This is a genomic window from Kitasatospora sp. NPDC001660 (genome assembly GCF_053596725.1).
Window position 1 is genome coordinate 176,702 of record NZ_JBSFGU010000009.1, and the last position, 18,945, is coordinate 195,646.

The following is an 18,945-nucleotide window of genomic DNA, read 5'->3' on the forward strand; positions in this document are numbered from 1 at the left end:
GCGGGCCGCGCCGGGGCGGGCCCGGCGCCACGGGCCCGCCCTGCGGCGGAGGGGTGCGGAGGTGCGCGGTGCGATGGGGCGCAGGCCGGCGGCTGCCACCGCCGTGCGTGCGTCCGCCGTGGTCCCGGGCCCGGGTGGCGCAGTCGGCGCCGGTGGGCCCTGGCGGGTTCTCCGGTGGCTGGTCGCCCACCGGTTGGAAACCTGCCAGTGTTGTAAACCCGGTGTTGCATCAATGTCAAGACAGAGAACGGGAGTTGGGGATGGAGTGGAACGCCGTCCAGGGGGCGCGTGATGCTCCGGCTACTGGCGGGCATGCCGGCGTTCGCGACGATGGCGTGATCGAGATCGAGGCGATCGGCCCGGCGGGGAGGCGGGATCGCGAACAACTCCCGAAGAGGTTCCGGGCGCTCTTCGCCGAAGTGCCCGGAATCATGAATTCCATTGTGGAGTCGATCATTTGACGTTTGGTCAAACTGTTTCATGGAGTTGATTGTTCGGTGAAGATCCCTTCGTGCACTTCTATTGACCGGGCGAATACCGGGCAGTAGCTTCTCGGTTGCTCCAACCGCGGTCCGACCGGTTCCGCCCCGCTGCCGAGGGGTGGCCGACCAGCCGGCCGCGGAACGCTGTCCGCGCCAGGACAACGTGCCAGTGCCTGCCCATCCCAACCCACTCCAGGGAGCACACATGGCCATGTCCGAGGACGCCGCCGCCACGGCGGAGGCACCCGACACACCGGCCGGGCCCGGAAGAGGACGCGTCCGGCTGAAGCGCACCGCCCTGATGGCCGTCCCGGCCGTCATCGCGGGCGGCGTGCTGATGACGCTCACCGCGCAGGGCGTGCTCGCCGCGCAGTTCTCGATCTCCGGCATGCCGTTCACGATCACCGCCGACCGATTGAAGGGCGACGGCTTCGAGCAGTTCGGGAGCCTCGACCACATGATCAAGAACAGCCCCAACCAGGGGCACACCGGTGGCCAGGTGCTGGTCGCGGTGTCGGCGATCAAGAAGGCAGAGATCACCAACCTCTGCCAGAGCGTCGACCTCGGCGGCGTCAACCTGGTGATCCACGCGGGTGACGCCGGAACCCCGGTCACCGCGCAGGACCTCACCACCGACTCCGACCTGCTGTCCGGCGACGCCTCGTTCACCAACATCGAGATCGGCGGAGACGCCAGCGAGTACACCAAGGCCGGGGTCAAGGGGAAGCCGGGCGTCTTCGGCCAGCAGGCCGACACCGTCGACATGGTGAACGTGAACCAGCACAACTACGCCAGCACCGCGGCCGTTTTCAAGCTGCCGCACCTGAAGCTGAGCTTCAGCTCGAAGGGCTGCTGATGGCGGAGCCCACACCGCCGCCCGCCGGTGCCGGAGGGGGAGGGGCCGAGGGGACGGCTCCCACCCCCGCTGAAGCGGGCGCCGATCCCGCGCCCGGCCCCGGGTCCGCACCGACCACCGGGGCCGCGGCAGCCGTCGCGCACACCCGGCCGGTCCGGCGCGACTGGCGGGGGCGGCGACCGTTCTGGGGCGGCCTGCTGGTGACGCTCGGGGGCGCCGAGGTCCTCTTCACCCTGCGGGCGCCGCTGCCGGTCGTCCTGCACATCGGGATGCAGGGGATGGCCGGCTACCTCGTGCCGGCGGTGATGGTGCTCTGCGGTGTGCTGATCGTCTTCAACCCGGCGCAGCGGCTGTTCTACTCGATCATGGCCGTGCTCGCGTCGCTGGCCAGCTGGCTGACGTCCAACCTGGGCGGCTTCCTGTTCGGGATGCTGCTCGGCGTGATCGGCGCCTGCGTCACCTTCGGCTGGGTGCCCGACCAGCCCCTGCGGCGCGGCCGGGCCCGGCGCGAGCAGCGCAGGGCGCAACGGCGCGCGGCAGGCGGCAAGGCGGCCGGTCCGGCCGGTGCGTGACGGAACCGGAGCGTGACGACAGCGCCCCGCCCCCGGTGTCGGGAGAGCACCGAGGGCGGGGCGTCACTCGGCGTCCACGGTCTGCGATCAGATGGTCGCGACGTCGATCACGAACCGGTACCGGACGTCGCTCGCCTGCACCCGCTCGTACGCCTCGTTGATCTGGTCCGCGCGGATCAGCTCGATCTCCGCGGTGATGCCGTGCTCGCCGCAGAAGTCCAGCATCTCCTGGGTCTCCGGCAGCCCGCCGATCATGGAGCCCGCGAGCGAGCGGCGGCCGGTGAGCAGCGCGTGCGCGTTCACCGTGACGGGCTTCTCCGGTGCGCCGAGCTGGACCATCGTGCCGTCGACGCGCAGGAGCCCGAGGTAGGCGCTGAGGTCGAGGTCGGCCGAGACGGTGTTGACGATCAGGTCGAAGCGGCCCGCCAGCTCGGTGAAGGTGACCGGGTCCGAGGTGGCCCGGTAGTCGTCGGCGCCGAGCTCCAGCCCGTCCTCGCGCTTGCGCAGCGACTGGCTGAGCACGGTGACCTCCGCGCCCATGGCGTGGGCGATCTTCACGCCCATGTGGCCGAGGCCGCCGAGGCCGACGACCGCCACCTTCTTGCCCGGGCCCGCGCCCCAGTGGGTGAGCGGCGAGTACAGGGTGATGCCCGCGCACAGCAGCGGCGCGGCTGCGTCGAGCGGCAGGCTGTCGGGGATGCGCAGCGCGTACCCCTCGTCGACGACCAGTTCCCTGGCGTAGCCGCCGTAGGTGGGCCGGCCGTCGCGGCCGACACCGTTGTAGGTGAAGGTGGCGCCGCCCTCTCCGGTGCAGTACTGCTGCAGGCCGGCCTTGCAGTTGTCGCACTCGCGGCAGGAGTCGACGAAGCAGCCGACGCCGACGCGGTCGCCGACCTTCCACCTGGTGACGCCGGGGCCGACCTCGCTCACGATGCCGGCGATCTCGTGGCCCGGCACCATCGGGAAGATGCCGGTGCCCCAGTCCTCGCAGACCTGGTGGATGTCGGAGTGGCAGATGCCGGCGAACCTGATGTCGATCACGATGTCGTGCTCGCCGACCGCCCGGTGCTCGACGGTGGTCTTCTGCAGCGGGGAGTTCGGGGTGAGCGCCGCGTAGGCGGCGACGGTGCGGGTGGCGCCCTGCGCCGAGTCGTGCGTGTCGTTCGTGATGCCCGTGTTCGTCATGTCCTCAAGGCTGCGTCCGTCCGGCCGGGCCAACCAGACCAACGATCAACGTACGCAACCCGGGTGTACGAAGCCTGAACGTACGCGGGCCGAACGTAGGAGAGCACAACCTACGCACGGCAGTATCACCCTCGCACGCCCCCGGGCGGCCGATCGCCCGCATACTGCTGGCATGGACCAGCGCACCGAACTCAGCGAGTTCCTCCGATCCCGCCGCGCCCGGCTGCGGCCCGAGGACGTGGGCCTGCCCGACCTCGGCACCCGCCGCCGGGTACCGGGCCTGCGCCGTGAGGAGCTGGCCCAGCTCGCCGGGGTCAGCACCGCCTACTACACGCGGCTCGAACAGGGCCACGGCGAGAGCGTCTCCACCGCCGTCCTGGACGCCATCGCCCGCGCCCTTCGACTCGGCCCGGCCGAGCGCGACCACCTCGGCCGGCTCACCAAGCCCGCCCGCCGCCGCTCCGGCCGCGCCGCCGCCCGGATCCAGCAGGTCCGGCCCGCGCTCCAGCAGCTCCTCGACGCGATGGAGGGCGTGCCCGCGTACGTCCTCGGCCGGCGCCTCGACATCATCGCCTGGAACCGGCTCGGCACCGCCCTGCTCGGAGACTTCGGCGCGATGCCGCCCGAGCAGCGCAACATCGCCTGGCAGGTTTTCCTCGACCCGGCCGCCCGCGAGCTGTACGACGACTGGGAGGGCAAGGCCAGCGACGTCACCGGCCTCCTGCGGTTCGAGGCCGGCCGTGACCCGGACGATCCCGGGCTCGCCTCGCTGATCGGTGAACTCTCCGTCAAGAGCGCGGACTTCCGCCGCCTGTGGGCCGCGCACGGCATTCAGGACAAGGGCCACGGCACCAAGGAGCTGCACCACCCGGTGGTCGGTCGGCTCAGCCTCCAGTACGAGACGCTGCGCCCGGCCGGTGACGATTCCGAGCAGGTCCTCGTCGCCTACCACGCCGAGCCCGGCTCCCCGTCGGCCGAATCCCTGCGCCTGCTGGCGAGTTGGGCGGCGACGGAGCTCGCGGCAACGGCCGAGGCGGAACCCCGGCCCGTCGGCGAGGGACGGGAGGCCCGGTCGGAGCCCAAGGGCTGACGCCCGGTCCGATGGTCCTGGGTGCGCCCGGGGCCATCGGCCCTTCCTGCCGGGCCGTGCCAGGCCGTTGACTGGGCGGGTTATGGAGAGCAGCAGCAGTCCCACGACCACCACCGCCGAATACGACCGGCTGATCGCACGCCACCACGCGATGCGCCTCCGGCGTCAACTCCTCACCCCTTCGGCGCCGTTGGAACCGGACGCCGAGGCCTGCGGGTACGACGGCGACGCCGACCAGCGCCTGATCCGGCGCGACCTCCCGCTCGTCGAGCCGCTCGCCGGCCTGATCGACCGCCTCTACGCCGTCATGTTCCACCGCCGCCCCTACCTGCGGCCGCTGTTCCCCGCCTCCATGGAGTTCCAGCGGGCCCACCTGGAGCGGATCTTCCGACACCTCGTCGACCACCTCCACCGGCCGGCTGAGCTCCAGATGATGCTCCGTCAACTCGGCCGCGACCACCGAAAGCTGGGTGTCCGGCCGGTGCACTACGAGGCCTTCGAAGAGGCCCTGTGCGAGGCCCTGCGCCACCGAGCGGGCACCCGGTGGAGCGCGGAGCTGGAGGAGGCCTGGATCCGGATGCTGCGCTTCGCCGTCGACGCGATGACGGCCGGCGCCGACTCCGCGCTCACCGAACCCCCGTACTGGCACGCCGTGGTGACCGGCCACGACCGCCGCCGCCCCGACCTCGCCGTCCTGCGCGTGCGCACCGGCGAGCCCTACCCGTACCGCGCCGGGCAGTACGGCACCGTCGAGCACCCGCTGCTGCCGCACACCTGGCGGCAGTACTCGATGGGCTGCGCACCGCGCGCCGACAACGAGGTGGAGTTCCACGTCCGCCGCACCGGCCCCGGCGGGGTCAGCGCCGCGCTCGTCGAGCGCACCGCCGTCGGCGACACGCTGCGCCTCGGCCCGCCGCGCGGCACCCTGCTGCCCGCCGAGGACGACCGCGACCTCCTCCTGGTCGCCGGAGGCACCGGCCTCGCGCCGATGAAGGCGATCGTCGAGCAGCTGGCCGGACACCGCCCGCGCGGCCGGCGGGTCCACCTGTTCGTCGCCGCGCGGGACCGGGCCGGCTTCTACGACTGGCCGGCCCTTGCCGAACTCGGCTGCCACAAGCCGTGGTTGGAGATCACCCCGGTGACGGCCGGGCCGTCCGGGCGGCGGCTCACCGACGCGCTGTCGGGCGCCGGCGACTGGAGCGAACACCTGGCCTGCGTCAGCGGGCCGGCCGCCATGGTGGCCGCCGTCCGCGCCGGACTGGTCGCGACCGGACTTCCCGCGGCCCGGATCCGCCACGACCAGGTGCTCACCCCGGGCGGCGGCTACCGGTAGCGCCTCCCGATCAGCGGTGGCAATACGAGTCGGAGGACGCGTCGCCGCCCGCGAGGTGGGTCTGGTGCACCCGCAGCCCGCGGAACTCCTCGCCGTGCGGGAAGAACCGCTCGTCCACGGTCAGCCCGCCCGCCTCGGTGTCCGCGTCCAGCTTGACGATCCACGGCTCGATGCCGTCCGGGTAGAACTGGTCGTCCCACGCGCCGTACAGCGAGTTGGTGAGGTAGAGCCGCCGTCCGTCCCGGCTGATCTCGACCATCTGCGGCGCCCCGCTCAGCGGCCGCTGCGGCTCGGCCGGGTGCGGGGTGCGGGCGATGACCCCGCCGAGGCGCACCGAGGCGGTCTTCCGCGGGTGGAACGGGTCGGACACGTCGAACTGGAACAGCTCGCCGGTGCCCCACGCCGACACGTACAGCCAGCGGTCGTCGACCGACAGGTTGATGTCGGTGACCAGCGGCGGCACCGCGCCGAACGGCTGGAGCGCGGGCGGCAGGTCCTCGGTCTTGGCGGCCTCGGCGGGGATGTCGATCACCTTGCGCGCGGTGAAGGCCGGCCCGTCCCGGTACCAGAGCCACACGGAGGACGACAGGTCCTCGACACTCGCCACCACGCCCGCGAAGCCCCACTCCGCCTGCGGGTCGTGTGCCGGGCGCAGCTCCAGGACCATCTGGTACTGGTCGCCGAAGTCGACCCGCTGGAGGTGCCGCCCCGAGTCCAGCTCCCAGAAGTGCAGCGCGTGCCCGTACTTGCGCCCGAGCAGCAGCTCCGGCACCACCCCGTCCTCGACCATCCACGGCGTGCCCCACTCACTGGTGACGCCCACGTTCGTCCCGAGGTGCCACCACACGTCGTACGCGAGGTGCTGCGGACCGCGCTCGGTCTCCCACGCGCGGAGCACGTCGAAGGTGGTGTGGTCGAGCAGCGCCACCCCGCCCGGCCCGTCCGTCCCGTCCCCGGCCCCGAGGCAGGACAGGAACACCCCGTCCGGCCCGCAGTGCAGCGTGTGCGGCCGCGAGTACCCCGCCCGGGCCGCCAGCTCCGCCGCCTCGACCGTCTTCACCAATCGCGGCCGCACCGGATCCGGCCGGGTGTCCATCACGTGCACCCGCGACGACCGCAACCCGGGCAGCAGCAGGTACCGCCGCTCCGGGTTCTCGTGGCACGCGTGGGCCAGCGCACTGGAGCACGCGTTCCACCCGAAGTGGTGCAACTCGTCCCCGAGGGTGGGCAGTTCGGCGAAGTTCAGTACTCTCCCGTAGCTCGCCGACCCCGGGTCGACGTCCACCGTCAGCAGCGCGTCCGGCCGCCGCCCCGCCCGGTCGAACCCGGCGACGTACGCCAACGTCTCCGCCGGCGCCGCCATCGCCTCCGCCGCCGACCGGTACAACGACGGATCGGTGTGCCCCACCATCGAACCCTCACCCTGCGCCATCTGCAGAACTCCTCAACTCGCCTGTCAACCACGGGAAGTGACGCGCGTCCGGGTAGCGTTCCACACCCCCACCGGCGCACTGCAGGCGCACGGGGAGCGGGCCGGTGGTGCGGCGATCCGGGACCCGGCGGTCACCCGCCGGGTGGGCACCGCCGAGCGGGGCGGGGATACCGGCCGGTATGGTCGGGCTCGGGAAGGAACGGTGGAGACCTGCTGCGGCGGGCCCGAGTGCGGATAGGTGCGGCGGAGTGATGGAGTTTCGGGAAGACATCCTGGGTGCCCCTTACGAGGCGGTCGAGCTGCCGTTGCGGCGGGACGACGAGGGGGAGGTCTGCGCGACGCTCGTGCGCCGGCTCGTCCCGGACTCGCGGAAGGCCGTGCTGTACATCCACGGGTACAACGACTACTTCTTCCAGACCAACCTCGCCGACCACTTCGTCGCGCTCGGGTTCTCCTTCTACGCGCTCGACCTGCGCAAGTACGGGCGCTCGCTGCGGCCGCACCAGTCGCCGAACTTCGTGCGCGACCTCGCTGAGTACGACGAGGAGATCGACGAGGCGGTGCGGATCGTCCGCGAGGTGGACGGGCACCGGCAGGTGCTGCTGAACGGGCACTCCACCGGCGGGCTCGTCGGCGCGCTGTGGGCCGGGCGGCGGGCCGGGCACGGGCTGGTCGACGGGGTGTTCCTGAACAGCCCGTTCCTGTCCATGCCGGCCTCGGCCGCCGTGGTGACGGTCGGCGGGCCGGCCGTCGCGGCGATCGCCCGCGTCGCTCCGACGCGCGTGCTGCCGACCGGGCTGAACCCGCACTACACGCACAGCCTCCACAAGGACCACCGCGGCGAGTGGGAGTTCGACCTGCGGCTCAAGCGGCCCGAGGGCTTCCCGCTCTTCGCCGGCTGGCTCGCGGCCATCCACCAGGGTCACCGGCAGGTGCGGCGCGGGCTCGGCATCGACGTGCCCGTGCTCCTGATGGCCTCCACCGCCTCGATCTCCACCACCAAGTGGCACAACGCCCTGCACCACGCCGACGCCGTGCTGCGCGCCGACGACATCGCCGCGCAGGGCCCGCACCTCGGCCGGCACGTCACCGTCGTCCGGATCAAGGGCGGCATGCACGACCTCGTCCTGTCCGGCGAGGCCGCCCGCACCCGGGTCTTCGACGAGCTGGACCGCTGGCTCGCCGTCTACTTCCCGTCCGTACGGGCCGGGGAACGCGCGTGACGGACGAACCGGTGCCGGTGGGGCGGGCGACCGACCTCGGGTTCGCCAAGCTCATGCCCGACATCGACCGCGACGGCGGCTGGCTGCTCACCCTCGACGGCACCCCGCAGTCGTACGTCGACCTCGCCGACCCCACCCACCTGGAGTTCGAGTACACCCGCCGCCTCGGCCACCTCGCCGACGCGCTCGCCCCCGCCGGGCGGCCCCTCGACGTGCTGCACCTCGGCGGCGGGGCGCTCACCGTGCCCCGGTACGTCGCCGCGACCCGCCCCGGGTCGCGGCAGCACGTGGTGGAGGTGGACGGCCCACTGCTCGCCCTCGTCGAGGAGCACCTGCCGTGGCAGGGGCCCGGTGTCGACATCACGGCGACGGTCGGCGACGCCCGCGCCGCCCTCGCCGAGGTGCCGGGCGGCTCGCTGGACCTCGTCATCGCCGACGTCTTCCACGGCTCGCGCACGCCCGCGCACCTCACGTCGGTGGAGTTCGTCGGCCTGGCCGCCGCCGCGCTGCGCCCCGGCGGCTGCTACGCGGCCAACCTCGCCGACGGCCCGCCGCTCGCCTTCGCCCGGGCCCAGGCGGCGACGCTGCGCGCGGTGTTCCCCGAGGTCTGCCTGATCGCCGAGGCCCCGGTGCTGCGCGGCCGCCGGTACGGCAACATCCTGCTGGCCGGCTCGACCGTCCCGCTGCCGGTCGCGGAACTGTCCCGGTCCCTGGCCGCCGACGTCTTCCCGGCCCGCCTCACCGAGGGCGCCGACCTGGCCGCCCTCGTCGGCCGCACACCCCCGGTCACCGACGCCGACGCCACCGACTCCCCACCACCCCCGGACGGCGCGTTCAGCGTCGGGTGAGGGACGCCAGGGTGTCAGAATCGGCGGGTTCGACGGGGAGTACGGCAAAGGGAGTGTGCGATGGGCGGCGCGGCGCGGCCGGAGTTGGGGGAGGTGCCGGAGACGGCGCTGTGGACGCTGTGGCACCGGGCGGTGGAGGCCCGGCGGCCGGACTCCGTCCTGCACGATCCGAAGGCGGTCGAGCTGGTCGGGCGGATCGACTTCCCGTTCGAGGAGCGGTTCGGGCACCATGCGGCGGTCGCACAGCTCCAGGCGCTGCGGGCGGCTTGTTTCGACCGCGAGGTCGCCGACTTCCTCGCCCGGCACCCACGCGGCACCGTCGTCTGCCTGGGGGAGGGGCTGGAGACCCAGTACTGGCGGGTGGACAACGGGCGAGCCCAGTGGCTCACCGTCGACCTGCCCGAGGTGGTGGCGCTGCGCGAGCAGTTGCTGCCCCCCGGGCCGCGGCAGCGCTGTCTGGCCGCTGATGCCACCGAGCTGGGCTGGGCCGACGAGGTCGATCGCAGCCGTGCGGTACTGGTCACCGCGCAGGGCCTGGTGATGTACCTGCGCCCGGTCCAGGCGCGGGAGCTGATCGCGGGCTGCGCCGACCGGTTCCCGGGTGGCTCGCTGGTGCTGGACGCCGTGCCGCGCTGGTTCGGCCGTCGCACCCTGAGCGGCAGGATGCGCACCCGCGGCTACCGGGTTCCGCCGATGCCGTGGGCGATGGACGCGGGTGAGCGGGACAAGCTCCGCACCGCCAGTCCGGCGGTGGCCGCCGTGCGGGACGTCCGGCCTGTCGGCGGGCGTGGGCTGGTCGGCGCCCTGCTGCCGCTCGCGCTCACCATTCCGCCGGTGGCCGGCCGTCGTCCCTCGGTCACCGTCGTGGAGTTCGCCGGGCAGCCTGAACGGCCGTAGACGGGGCGCGGGGGGAAACCGGGAATCACGGATGAACCAATCGTCGGCTTCAGGCCCCGGGCGTCGGCGGTGCCGTCTGGCTGCGTCGGCGGCGCAGCCAGAGGTAGAGCACCAGGCACGGCAGCAGTAGCCCGACGGTGCTGAGCGTGAGAAACGCCGTCAGGCCACTGATGTGGCTGACCAGCCAGTCGAAGTTCTGCCCGAAGAAGCCGACCACGAAGGACAGCGGGAGGAACACGGTCGCGATGATCGTGAGCCGTTCCATCGTGGCGCTCTGCCGGAGATTGATCTTGTTCTGCTCCACGGAGATCACCGCGATGTTCGCCTCCAGGACGGTGGCCAGGAGATCACGCTGGGCGGCGACCTCGTGCGCGCGATGGCCTCCTCACCGTTGGCGGCGCCGCCGACCACGTCGATCCCGGGCACCATGTCGAGCAGGGTCATGAGGCGACGAGGGGACGAGGGGACGAGGGGACGAGGGCGGACGTACAGCCCGCTTCGGCCGTATGCGCCGACCGGCGTAGCGGTCATCTCGCGTACTGTTCTGGCATGGCTCGATCCGATGGCACCCCTTCCGCTGGGCTGCGGGAACGCAAGAAGGCCGAGACCCGGGAGGCGCTGCGTGCCGCGGCCGCGCGGCTGTTCGCCGAGCGCGGGTTCGCCGAGACGACGGTCGCGGAGATCGTCGAGGCGGCCGGGGTGTCGCCGCGGACGTTCTTCCGCTACTTCGACAGCAAGGAGGACCTGCTGCTGCCGGATCTCGCGGAGTCGTTCGACCGGATGGTGCACGAGCTGGCCTGCCGCCCGCTCGAGGAACCAGCGTTGGTCGCGTTGCGCGAGGCGGTGCTGGCGGCGGTGGCCAGTGCCCCGCAGACCACCCTGGTCGCGCTGGCCCATCCGATCGAGGGTGCGGAGGCGTTGGTGACGGACCGGCTGGTGTACGCCTTCGTGCAGTTGGAGAGCCGGCTCACCAAGCTGCTCATGGAGCGGTTGCCGCCCGGCCCCGATGCGGATCTGCGGGCTGCCGTGGTGGCGATGTCGGCGATGTCGGCGGTGCGTGCGGTGGTTCGTACGGTGCGGGAGCGGCGCAAGGCCGAGGAGGTGCCGGTCGGCGCCTTCGCCCGGTTGCTGCCGAGCGCGTTCGCGGTGCTGGCCGAGGCGAGCGCGGACCTGTGACGGTTGCGCGCCCGCCCCTGGCCACCGCCGGTCAGCCGGCCTGGGCCGCCGGGTCGGGCCGGGTGAGGGCCGCGAGGTGGGAGCGCAGCGCCCGGGGGCTGTTCCATCCGAGCGCGCCGGTGACACGGCCCTGCGTGCGGTAGAGGGCGACGAAGGAACGTTCCTCCGGGTCCCCGTGCACCACCTCGATCCTCGTGTCGCCGGCGCACGTCCCGTACGCCTGGATCCTGGCGTCGTACTGGTCGCTCCAGAAGTAGGGGAGCGGTGCGTACGGTTCGTGGGCGCCGAGCAGGTTGCGTGCTGCGGCGATGGCCTGCTCGGCGGCGTTGGTACGGTGCTCCAGCCGCAGGGTGCTGCCGAGGCGCGGGTGGTACCAGCGGGCGACGTCCCCGGCGGCGTAAACGCCCGGCGCGGCTTGGCAGTAGGCGTCGCAGAGCACGCCGTCGCCGATGCGCAGGCCGCTGCCGCGCAGCCAGTCGGTGGCGGGTGTCGAGCCGATGGCCACCACCACGGCGTCGGCTTCCACCAGGGAGCCGTCGGTCAGTTGCAGCCCCGCCACCTGCCCGTGTGACCCGATCAGGGAGGTGACGCGGACGCCGGTGCGCAGCCGTACGCCGTGGTCGGTGTGGAGCTGGGCCACCGTGCGGCCCAGGTCGGGGCCGAGGCGTTCGGCGAGCGGCGAGGGGCCCTGGCAGATCAGGGTGGTCTCCAGGCCGAGGGTGCGGGCGGTGGCGGCGACCTCGGCGCCGGTGAACCCGCCGCCGACGACGGCGAGCGTGGGCCGGCGCAGCAGGTGTCGGCGCAGGCGCAGGGCGTCGTCCAGGGTGCGCAGGACGTGGACGCCGTCGAGGTCGTGCCCGGTGGGCAGCCGGCGGGGCGTGACACCGGTGGCGATGACCAGCCCGTCGTAGTCGAGGCTTGTGCCGTCGTCGAGTCGGACACCGCGCCGGTCGGGGTCGAGTGCTACGGCCCGGCGGCCGGGCCGCAGGTCGAGATCGAGCCGCGCGTAGTCGTCCGGGCCGCGCAGGGCCGAGGCGGTCGGCTGCCAGTCGCCGGCCAGGATCTGCTTGGACAACGGCGGTCTGTCGTACGGGAGGTGGGGTTCCTCGCCGAGGAGGGTCAGTCGGCCGTGGTAGCCCTCGCGACGGAGTGTTTCCGCCGCCGTGAGCCCGGCGGCGCAGGCGCCGACCACGACCACGCGGCGCAGCGCGGTGTTCATGCGCCGGCCTCGCGGGGTGCCGGGGTGTGCTCGCTCACCGAGCCTCCACCCGGATGGCGGCGGCGGGGCAGCGGGCGGCCGCGTCTTGGACCGAAGTGGCCAGGTGTGTGGGCGGGTTGGGGTCGAGGAGGACGGCGATGCCGTCGTCGCGCTGGTCGAAGACCTCGGGAGCGGTCATGACGCAGGTGCCCGCGCCGCAGCAGCGGTCCTGGTCGAGGGTGATGTGCATGGGGTGTCCTTGCCGGGGGGTCGGGGCGTGGTTCACCAGGTGACGGGCAGCTGGTGCAGGCCGTAGATGATCATGTCGTTGCGGAACGGCACCTGGTCGGCCGGGACGGCCGGTCGCAGGCCCGGGAAGCGGGCGAACAGCGAGGTGAGGGTGATCTGGAGTTCGGCGCGGGCGAGTTGCTGGCCCAGGCACTGGTGGGGTCCGTAGCCGAAGGCGACGTGGGCGGCGGGGTCGCGGGTGATGTCCAGCCGGTCCGGGTCCGTGATGCCGAGGCCGGGGTCGCGGTTGGCCGAGGGCAGTGCGGCCACGACGTACTCGCCGGCCTTGATCGACTGGCCGTGGAGGGTGAGGTCCTCGGCCGCCACCCGGACCAGGCCGAACTGGATGATCGTCAGATGGCGCAGCAGTTCCTCGACCGCGCGGTCGGCCAGGGCCGGGTCCCCGCGGAGGGCGGCGAGCTGGTCGGGGTGCTCCAGCAGCGTCAGGGTGCCGAGCGCGATCATGTTGGCGGTGGTCTCGTGACCGGCGATCAGCAGCAGCGAGCCCAGGACGGTGACTGCGATGTCGGTCAGCGGGCTGTCCGGATCGGCGTCGGCCTCGGCGATCAGGGTGCTGAGCAGGTCGTCACCCGGCTGCTCGCGCTTGGCGGCGACCAGGGCGGCGAGGAAGGAGGCGAGTTCCGCCCTGGCCTGCTGTGCCTGCTCGGGCGAGGTTTCGATGGCCAGCAGTCGGCCGGCCAGGCTGTGGAAGGTGTCGCGGTCGTCGTAGTCGACGCCGAGCAGTTCGCAGATGACCAACGAGGTGACCGGCAGAGCGAGTTCGGCGACCAGGTCGACCGGACCGCCGGCCCGTTCCATCGCGTCCAGGCGCTCGTCGACGATCTGCTGGATCCGCGGCCGAAGCCGCTGGACGCGCTTGACGGTGAACGCCCGCATGACCGGGCGCCGGTAGCGTGCGTGTTCCGGTTCGTCCAGGCGCAGCAGTGCGCCCGGGAGTGGCTGCTCGGGCAGGGCCGCCGGCGCGGGGCGGACGTGTGGCGCCGCGGTGCTCAGCCGTGAGCTGAACCTGGGGTCGGCCAGTATCGCGCGGACGTCCTCGTACCGGGTGGCCAGCCAGCCGGATCCGCCGCCGGGGAAGGAGATCCGGCTGATCGGATCCTGCTCGCGCAGCCGCGCGTACTCGGGCGCTGGGTCGAAGGGGCAGCCGCGCTGCCTGGGCAGGCCTGGCAGGTCACTCGGGAATGCCCGGTTGACGGCGGTGTCGGTCATGGATTCCTCCAGCGGTTTCGGTGGGGGACGGGACGGCTGCGGGCATGGCGGCATGCCACCGGTGCAGGGCCGGCCCGCCGAGCGCGATTGCCAGGAACAGGCCTGCTCCCACGATCAGTTGGGCGTCCGGCGTCCACCGGTCGAGGATGAGCCCGGCACCGAGCGCCAGGACGACCAGCAGCAGCTTGCCCAGGATCAGGTTTCGCAGCGGCAGCCGGAGCGGTCCGGCCGGGCCCCTGCGGCGACGGCGCTGCCATCTGACTGCCTGTGCCAGGGCGGCGAGCACAGCCATCAGGGCCAGCGCGTGCAGGGCGCGCTGCCACGCGGGGCCGTGCTCCACGAACGCCCAGCGCCAGCCGAAATAGGCCCCGGCCACCGCATAGCCGATGTGGATCAGGCGATGGCCCGGGACACCGCCCCGGAATCTGAAAAGTGGCACAACTGCCACAATAGAGAAAGTGGCACAAGTGTCAAGATGCACTGTCCGTGAAGCCGTCGTGACACACCCTTGATGACACTCCGTGGCGGAGTCGTCCATTTGCGTGGCGAGCTCCCCCTCCTGCATGGTGGAGTCGACCATGCAGGATGTGTACAGACCTTGATTCAAAGGCGCATCGGCCTGGGCGAATGCTGTACCCGGGTAGGGCCGGCGCGGCCGCTGGACGACCCGTGACCACCCGGGCTCGTTGGGGCCGCCCCCGCGCGGCCGAGAGTTCAGGATGGTGCGATGGGCATCGCAGGCAAGGGCCCGGACAGCGACCGCACGTCGGGACTGCTCCCTGCCGTGGCCCAGATCCTCGGACCAGGCGGTGAGGTGGTCGGTGCCGGCTTCCTGGTGGCCGACGGTGTCCTGGTCACCTGCGCGCACGTCGTGGGCGACGCCGGAGGCGGGCCAGGTGGCAGCGTGCGGCTGGTCTTCCCGCACGTCGCGGGTGCACCTGCGGTCGAGGGGCAGGTCCTGGGCGAGCCGTGGCGTGGCGCTGAAGGCGACGATGTCGCCATCGTGCGGCTGAGCGGAACGCCCATGGGAGCGCGGGCTCTGCCGTTGGGCTCTGCGGCAGGTTGCACGAGTCACCGGGTGCGGTCGTTCGGGTTCCCCGCACAGGCCCCACAAGGCGGGCACTTCGGCTTCGGTGTTGCCGGTGACCTGCTGCCGCCCGGCGAGGGCAGGGGCGCGCTTCTGCAGTTGACCGATGCCAACGACCTGACCACCGGGTTCAGTGGTGGGCCGGTCCTGGACGAGGTGACCGGTTTGGTCATCGGAATGGTCACTGAGATCACCGCCCCCGACGCGTACCAGAAGGGACTGGGCATCGCCTATGTCACACCGGCGCAGACACTGCGCGAGATCTGGCCCGACCTCGCCGAGCGAGACGTGTGCCCGTACCGGGGACTCGAGCCGTTCACCGCAGAACAGGCCCGGTGGTTCGAGGGCCGGAAGGACGCGGTGCGGCAGGTACTGGCGAGTCTGGCGCGGCAGCAGCGCCTGACGCTCCTTCTCGGCCCGTCCGGCTCCGGCAAGTCATCCTTGATCCAGGCCGGTGTCCTGCCCGCGCTGGCCGCAGGTGAACTGCCGGGCAGTGACCGCTGGTTGCCCGTGCTTGCCAGGCCGAGGCAGGACCTGCTGGCCGAACTCGAACGCGCCGGCCTGTCCGGGGTCGCCACGGACGGAGTCGCCGCAGCCGTCACCCGCAGACTCGCGGCCGACCCGACGCGTCAACGCATCGTCCTGGCCATCGACCAATTCGAGGAACTCCTCGCCCAGCCCGCCAACGGCGCGCAGAAGGACCTCCGTCTGGCCGCCATCGAGCAGATCACCACGGCGGTCGAGTCGGACGCCCGGCTCCAGGTGATCCTGATCATGCGTGACGACTTCTACCACCAACTGGCTTCCCTGGCACCCAGCTTGCTGGACGCGGCACTGCCCGGGCTCCTCAACGTGCCGGGCAGCCTGAGCCGCGACGACCTGCGTGACATCATCACCCTGCCTGCCCAGGACGTGGGCGCTCACTTCCAGCCCGGGCTGCCCGAGCAGATCATCGCCGACGTCCTGGCCACCACCCCCGAGGGAGCTACCACCCGCCAGGCGCCCGTCACCGTCCTGCCCCTGTTGGAGCTGGCGCTCAGCCAGCTATGGCTACGGCGCCAGGACGGATATCTCAACCACGACGCCTACCGGCGCATCGGCGGAGTCACCGGAAGCCTGACGACCTGGTGCGACACCGCCGTCGAACAGCTACCCGCCGATCACCGGCCCGTCGCGCGGCGGCTCCTGACCTCGTTGGTGCGACCCGCCGACCCGAGTCACCAGATTCCCGCCATCCGGGCACAGGTCCCCTTGCGAGAACTGCGCGACCTGGCAGCCGACACCAGCGCTGCACCGGGTGGCGACAGAGCCGTTGACGAGGTTCTCGCCGCTCTCACAGGCCGTCGCATCATCATCACCCACACGCCCCGCACCCTTGGAGACCCCGAGGCCCCTGCCGGGGAGCCGGTGGCGGAGCTGATCCATGACGCGCTCATCCGTGACTGGGGCACCCTGCGTGAGTGGGTCAGTCAGGATCACCGTTTCCAGGAATGGCTCGAACACACCCGTGACCGGCGGGCACGTTGGGTCGCGGGGGCCGACCCCGGAGACCTACTGGGCGGAACAGCACTGGCTGAAGGCCTCGAATGGTCACAGCAGCGCCGTCTACCGGGCCATATCGCTACCTTCCTGACCGCCAGCAAGCAGCGCCAGCAGGCTGTCATCCGGCGGAGCAGACGCCTCAATACGATCTTGGCCAGCATCCTCGTCCTCGTGCTCGTCGCGGCAGGAGCGGCGCTCTGGCAATGGCGGACAGCCGTATCCGAGCAGCAAGCAGCCCTGTCCCGGCAACTCGCCACCCAGTCCGACACGCTCATCGGCACGAACCCTGACCTCGCCTCACTGCTGGCCGTCCAGGCATACCGCGCCAGCCACACTCCTGAATCCGTCGAAAGCCTGGACAACGCCGCTGCCCTGCCGCTTCAGCGGCGCCTGACCGGCCACACCGCGATGGTGCAGTCGGTCGCGTTCGCTCCCGACGGACGCACCCTCGCCACCGGAAGCGGTGACCACACCGCGCGCCTGTGGGACACGGCCACCGGCACCACCCGCGCCACCCTGACCGGCCACACCGACGCGGTGACCTCGGTCGCGTTCGCTCCCGACGGGCGCACCGTCGCCACCGGAAGCGGTGACCACACCGCGCACCTGTGGGACACGGCCACCGGCACCACCCGCACCGTCCTGACCGGCCACACCGACGCGCTGAGCTCGGTCGCGTTCGCTCCCGACGGGCGCACCGTCGCCACCGGAAGCGGTGACCACACCGCGCGCCTGTGGGACACGGCCACCGGCACCACCCGCACCGTCCTGACCGGCCACACCGACGCAGTGGCCTCGGTCGCGTTCAGCCCCGACGGGCACACCCTCGCCACCGGAGGTTTCGACAGTACTGTGCGTCTGTGGGACGTGGCCACCGGCACGCAGCGGACCGCTCTGACCGGGATCACCAACCCGGTGACCTCGATCGCGTTCGCACCCGACGGACACAGCCTCGCCACCGGCAGTCGTGACGGAAGCGTGTGGCTGTCGGACGTGACCACAGGAACGGTCCGCGCCACCCTGGCCGGCCACACCAACGCGGTGACCTCGGTCGTGTTCAGTCCCGACGGACATACCCTCGCCACCAGCAGTCTCGACGAGGCCGCGCGCCTTTGGGACGCGGCCACCGGCACGCCATCCGCCACGTTGGTCGGCCACACCGGCTCGGTGTGGGGGGCGGCGTTCAGCCCCGACGGGCGCACCCTCGCCACCGGAAGCGACGACGAAACCGTACGACTGTGGGACGTGACCACCATCGTCCTGACCGGCCACACCGGCCCGGTGAGCTCCGTGGCGTTCAGCCCCGACGGACGCACCCTCGCCACCGGAAGCTGGGACAACACCGCGCGTCTGTGGGACACGGCCACCGGCACCACCCGCGCCACCCTGACCGGCCACACCGGCCCGGTGAACTCGGTGGCGTTCACCCCCGACGGGCGCACCCTCGCCACCGGAAGCAGCGACGGAACCGTGCGCCTGTGGGACACCGACACCGGCACCCAACTCGCCGCACTGCCCACCCAAACCAGCTCGGTGTTGGCGGTGGCCTTCAGCCCGGACGGGCATACCCTCGCCACTGCCAGCGGTGCCGTCGTGCGCCTGTGGGACGTGGCCACCGGTACTGCTCGAACACCGTTGGTCGGCCACACCAACGGGGTCTGGTCGATGGCGTTCAGCCCCGACGGGCGCACCCTCGCCACCGGAAGCAGCGACGAGACCGCGCGCCTGTGGGACACGGCCACCGGAGCCACCCGCACTACCCTGACCGGCCACACCGGCCCGGTGAACTCGGTGGCGTTCGCCCCTGACGGACACACCCTCGCCACCGGGAGCCACGACAACACCGCGCGCCTGTGGGACACCGCCACCGGAGCCACCCGCACGACCCTGACCGGCCACACCAACTGGGTGAACTCGGTGGCGTTCGCCCCCGACGGCCGCACCCTCGCCACCGGAAGCTTCGACAGCACCGCGAGGCTGTGGGGGGTGATGACGGGCAGGAGCCAACTCACCCTGACCGGAGCAACTCTGGGCGTGAACTCCGTGGCGTTCAGTCCCGACGGGCACACCCTCGCCACCGGAAACGGCGACAACACCACACGCCTGTGGAACATCGTCATTCCCCCGCCGGCCGGAGCAGTCCAGAGAATCTGTCGAGCCGTCGGCCGCGACCTCACTCCGCAAGAACGGGCGGCGTACCTTGCGGGACAGTCGGTCGGTTCGGTTTGCCCTGACTCGAAACCGCGCTGACTTACGCCGTCGAGGCGAACGGTCGCCATCGGTCCCTCGGGCGGCTTCCGATCCGTGCGGGCTCTCGGCCATGCGGTGTAGTTCGCACGGATAGTTCCGGATGCGGCATGCACCTGATTCGATGACCATTCGAGGCAGAGGGCGCCCGGCGCATCTCCGCGCCGCTAGCGGCCGCGACGGCACGAGGTCACACTCGGACCGTCTGCGGCGTGCCGGTCGGCGTCGACGACGAGCAGGAACAGGCGAAGGAGGAGGC

At 72.1% G+C, this 18,945-nt stretch carries 18 protein-coding genes; 10 read left to right on the forward strand and 8 right to left on the reverse strand.

Annotation, left to right across the window (positions count from 1 at the left end; translation table 11 throughout):
* Positions 1-260 precede the first annotated feature (260 nt).
* From ACWCXH_RS13160 to ACWCXH_RS13170, 3 genes are all read left to right on the forward strand, one after another.
* A complete protein-coding gene (locus tag ACWCXH_RS13160) occupies positions 261-461 on the forward strand; it encodes a hypothetical protein (RefSeq protein ID WP_449801502.1) in 201 nt (66 codons plus the stop codon).
* Positions 462-687: 226 nt separating this feature from the next.
* Positions 688-1,338 carry a DUF6230 family protein gene (locus ACWCXH_RS13165; RefSeq protein WP_449801503.1) on the forward strand — a complete coding sequence of 217 codons (651 nt, stop codon included), beginning with the start codon at positions 688-690 and terminating at the stop codon, positions 1,336-1,338.
* Positions 1,338-1,910 (forward strand): DUF6114 domain-containing protein, encoded by a 573-nt coding sequence (locus ACWCXH_RS13170; protein WP_449801504.1) that lies wholly within the window; start codon positions 1,338-1,340, stop codon positions 1,908-1,910. The genes ACWCXH_RS13165 and ACWCXH_RS13170 overlap by 1 nt, the downstream gene beginning before the upstream one ends.
* Before the next feature lie 87 nt (positions 1,911-1,997).
* Here ACWCXH_RS13170 and ACWCXH_RS13175 read toward each other — a convergent pair whose 3' ends face one another.
* Positions 1,998-3,095 (reverse strand): NAD(P)-dependent alcohol dehydrogenase, encoded by a 1,098-nt coding sequence (locus tag ACWCXH_RS13175; protein ID WP_449801505.1) that lies wholly within the window; start codon positions 3,093-3,095, stop codon positions 1,998-2,000.
* A 172-nt stretch (positions 3,096-3,267) separates the two neighbouring features.
* Between ACWCXH_RS13175 and ACWCXH_RS13180 the strand changes: the two genes are divergently transcribed.
* Positions 3,268-4,185, forward strand: a complete 918-nt coding sequence (locus ACWCXH_RS13180; protein WP_449801506.1) for a helix-turn-helix transcriptional regulator — start codon at positions 3,268-3,270, stop codon at positions 4,183-4,185.
* Between the two features lie 82 nt (positions 4,186-4,267).
* On the forward strand, positions 4,268-5,518 hold the full coding sequence (locus tag ACWCXH_RS13185; protein WP_449801507.1) for a globin domain-containing protein: 1,251 nt from the start codon (positions 4,268-4,270) through the stop codon (positions 5,516-5,518).
* Between the two features lie 10 nt (positions 5,519-5,528).
* On the opposite strand, the gene ACWCXH_RS13190 is transcribed toward ACWCXH_RS13185, so the two are convergent.
* Complete coding sequence (locus ACWCXH_RS13190) at positions 5,529-6,950, reverse strand: selenium-binding protein SBP56-related protein (protein WP_449801508.1); 1,422 nt, start codon at positions 6,948-6,950, stop codon at positions 5,529-5,531.
* 251 nt (positions 6,951-7,201) lie between these two features.
* Here ACWCXH_RS13190 and ACWCXH_RS13195 point away from each other — a divergent pair, with 251 nt between their 5' ends.
* Genes ACWCXH_RS13195 through ACWCXH_RS13205 form a run of 3 tightly spaced genes read left to right on the forward strand, consistent with a single transcriptional unit; the run spans position 7,202 to position 9,918 of the window.
* Positions 7,202-8,173, forward strand: coding sequence for an alpha/beta hydrolase (locus ACWCXH_RS13195; protein ID WP_449801509.1), 972 nt, complete (start codon positions 7,202-7,204; stop codon positions 8,171-8,173).
* A gap of 53 nt (positions 8,174-8,226) precedes the next feature.
* Entirely contained in the window at positions 8,227-9,021 is a 795-nt protein-coding gene (locus ACWCXH_RS13200) for a spermidine synthase (RefSeq protein WP_449801563.1), read from the forward strand.
* 60 nt (positions 9,022-9,081) lie between these two features.
* Positions 9,082-9,918: a class I SAM-dependent methyltransferase gene (locus ACWCXH_RS13205; RefSeq protein ID WP_449801510.1), complete on the forward strand. Its 837-nt coding sequence runs from the start codon at positions 9,082-9,084 to the stop codon at positions 9,916-9,918.
* Between the two features lie 49 nt (positions 9,919-9,967).
* On the opposite strand, the gene ACWCXH_RS13210 is transcribed toward ACWCXH_RS13205, so the two are convergent.
* Positions 9,968-10,222: a CorA family divalent cation transporter gene (locus ACWCXH_RS13210; RefSeq protein WP_449801511.1), complete on the reverse strand. Its 255-nt coding sequence runs from the start codon at positions 10,220-10,222 to the stop codon at positions 9,968-9,970.
* A 5-nt stretch (positions 10,223-10,227) separates the two neighbouring features.
* A complete protein-coding gene (locus ACWCXH_RS13215; RefSeq protein WP_449801512.1) occupies positions 10,228-10,362 on the reverse strand; it encodes a hypothetical protein in 135 nt (44 codons plus the stop codon).
* Positions 10,363-10,467: 105 nt separating this feature from the next.
* On the opposite strand from ACWCXH_RS13215, the gene ACWCXH_RS13220 reads away from it, so the two are divergent.
* The gene (locus ACWCXH_RS13220) at positions 10,468-11,094 is read left to right on the forward strand and encodes a TetR family transcriptional regulator (RefSeq protein ID WP_449801513.1); all 627 of its coding nucleotides are present in this window, start codon (positions 10,468-10,470) and stop codon (positions 11,092-11,094) included.
* A gap of 31 nt (positions 11,095-11,125) precedes the next feature.
* Here ACWCXH_RS13220 and ACWCXH_RS13225 read toward each other — a convergent pair whose 3' ends face one another.
* Genes ACWCXH_RS13225 through ACWCXH_RS13240 form a run of 4 tightly spaced genes read right to left on the reverse strand, consistent with a single transcriptional unit; the run spans position 11,126 to position 14,390 of the window.
* Entirely contained in the window at positions 11,126-12,313 is a 1,188-nt protein-coding gene (locus tag ACWCXH_RS13225; RefSeq protein ID WP_449801514.1) for an NAD(P)/FAD-dependent oxidoreductase, read from the reverse strand.
* A gap of 34 nt (positions 12,314-12,347) precedes the next feature.
* Positions 12,348-12,542 (reverse strand): ferredoxin, encoded by a 195-nt coding sequence (locus tag ACWCXH_RS13230; protein ID WP_449801515.1) that lies wholly within the window; start codon positions 12,540-12,542, stop codon positions 12,348-12,350.
* A 32-nt stretch (positions 12,543-12,574) separates the two neighbouring features.
* A complete protein-coding gene (locus ACWCXH_RS13235; RefSeq protein WP_449801516.1) occupies positions 12,575-13,810 on the reverse strand; it encodes a cytochrome P450 in 1,236 nt (411 codons plus the stop codon).
* Positions 13,773-14,390, reverse strand: a complete 618-nt coding sequence (locus ACWCXH_RS13240) for a hypothetical protein (protein WP_449801517.1) — start codon at positions 14,388-14,390, stop codon at positions 13,773-13,775. Before ACWCXH_RS13240 ends, ACWCXH_RS13235 begins: the two co-directional genes overlap by 38 nt.
* Positions 14,391-14,537: 147 nt before the next feature.
* Between ACWCXH_RS13240 and ACWCXH_RS13245 the strand changes: the two genes are divergently transcribed.
* Positions 14,538-18,689 carry an nSTAND1 domain-containing NTPase gene (locus ACWCXH_RS13245; RefSeq protein WP_449801518.1) on the forward strand — a complete coding sequence of 1,384 codons (4,152 nt, stop codon included), beginning with the start codon at positions 14,538-14,540 and terminating at the stop codon, positions 18,687-18,689.
* Positions 18,690-18,945: the final 256 nt, after the last annotated feature.

Coding starts and splice junctions, on each gene's coding strand:
- ACWCXH_RS13160 (WP_449801502.1), top strand. CDS start 261: ATGGAGTGGAACGCCGTCCAGGGGGCGCGTGATGCTCCGGCTACTGGC.
- ACWCXH_RS13165 (WP_449801503.1), top strand. CDS start 688: ATGGCCATGTCCGAGGACGCCGCCGCCACGGCGGAGGCACCCGACACA.
- ACWCXH_RS13170 (WP_449801504.1), top strand. CDS start 1,338: ATGGCGGAGCCCACACCGCCGCCCGCCGGTGCCGGAGGGGGAGGGGCC.
- ACWCXH_RS13175 (WP_449801505.1), bottom strand. CDS start 3,095: ATGACGAACACGGGCATCACGAACGACACGCACGACTCGGCGCAGGGC.
- ACWCXH_RS13180 (WP_449801506.1), top strand. CDS start 3,268: ATGGACCAGCGCACCGAACTCAGCGAGTTCCTCCGATCCCGCCGCGCC.
- ACWCXH_RS13185 (WP_449801507.1), top strand. CDS start 4,268: ATGGAGAGCAGCAGCAGTCCCACGACCACCACCGCCGAATACGACCGG.
- ACWCXH_RS13190 (WP_449801508.1), bottom strand. CDS start 6,950: ATGGCGCAGGGTGAGGGTTCGATGGTGGGGCACACCGATCCGTCGTTG.
- ACWCXH_RS13195 (WP_449801509.1), top strand. CDS start 7,202: ATGGAGTTTCGGGAAGACATCCTGGGTGCCCCTTACGAGGCGGTCGAG.
- ACWCXH_RS13200 (WP_449801563.1), top strand. CDS start 8,227: ATGCCCGACATCGACCGCGACGGCGGCTGGCTGCTCACCCTCGACGGC.
- ACWCXH_RS13205 (WP_449801510.1), top strand. CDS start 9,082: ATGGGCGGCGCGGCGCGGCCGGAGTTGGGGGAGGTGCCGGAGACGGCG.
- ACWCXH_RS13215 (WP_449801512.1), bottom strand. CDS start 10,362: ATGACCCTGCTCGACATGGTGCCCGGGATCGACGTGGTCGGCGGCGCC.
- ACWCXH_RS13220 (WP_449801513.1), top strand. CDS start 10,468: ATGGCTCGATCCGATGGCACCCCTTCCGCTGGGCTGCGGGAACGCAAG.
- ACWCXH_RS13225 (WP_449801514.1), bottom strand. CDS start 12,313: ATGAACACCGCGCTGCGCCGCGTGGTCGTGGTCGGCGCCTGCGCCGCC.
- ACWCXH_RS13230 (WP_449801515.1), bottom strand. CDS start 12,542: ATGCACATCACCCTCGACCAGGACCGCTGCTGCGGCGCGGGCACCTGC.
- ACWCXH_RS13235 (WP_449801516.1), bottom strand. CDS start 13,810: ATGACCGACACCGCCGTCAACCGGGCATTCCCGAGTGACCTGCCAGGC.
- ACWCXH_RS13240 (WP_449801517.1), bottom strand. CDS start 14,390: ATGGTCGACTCCACCATGCAGGAGGGGGAGCTCGCCACGCAAATGGAC.
- ACWCXH_RS13245 (WP_449801518.1), top strand. CDS start 14,538: ATGGGCATCGCAGGCAAGGGCCCGGACAGCGACCGCACGTCGGGACTG.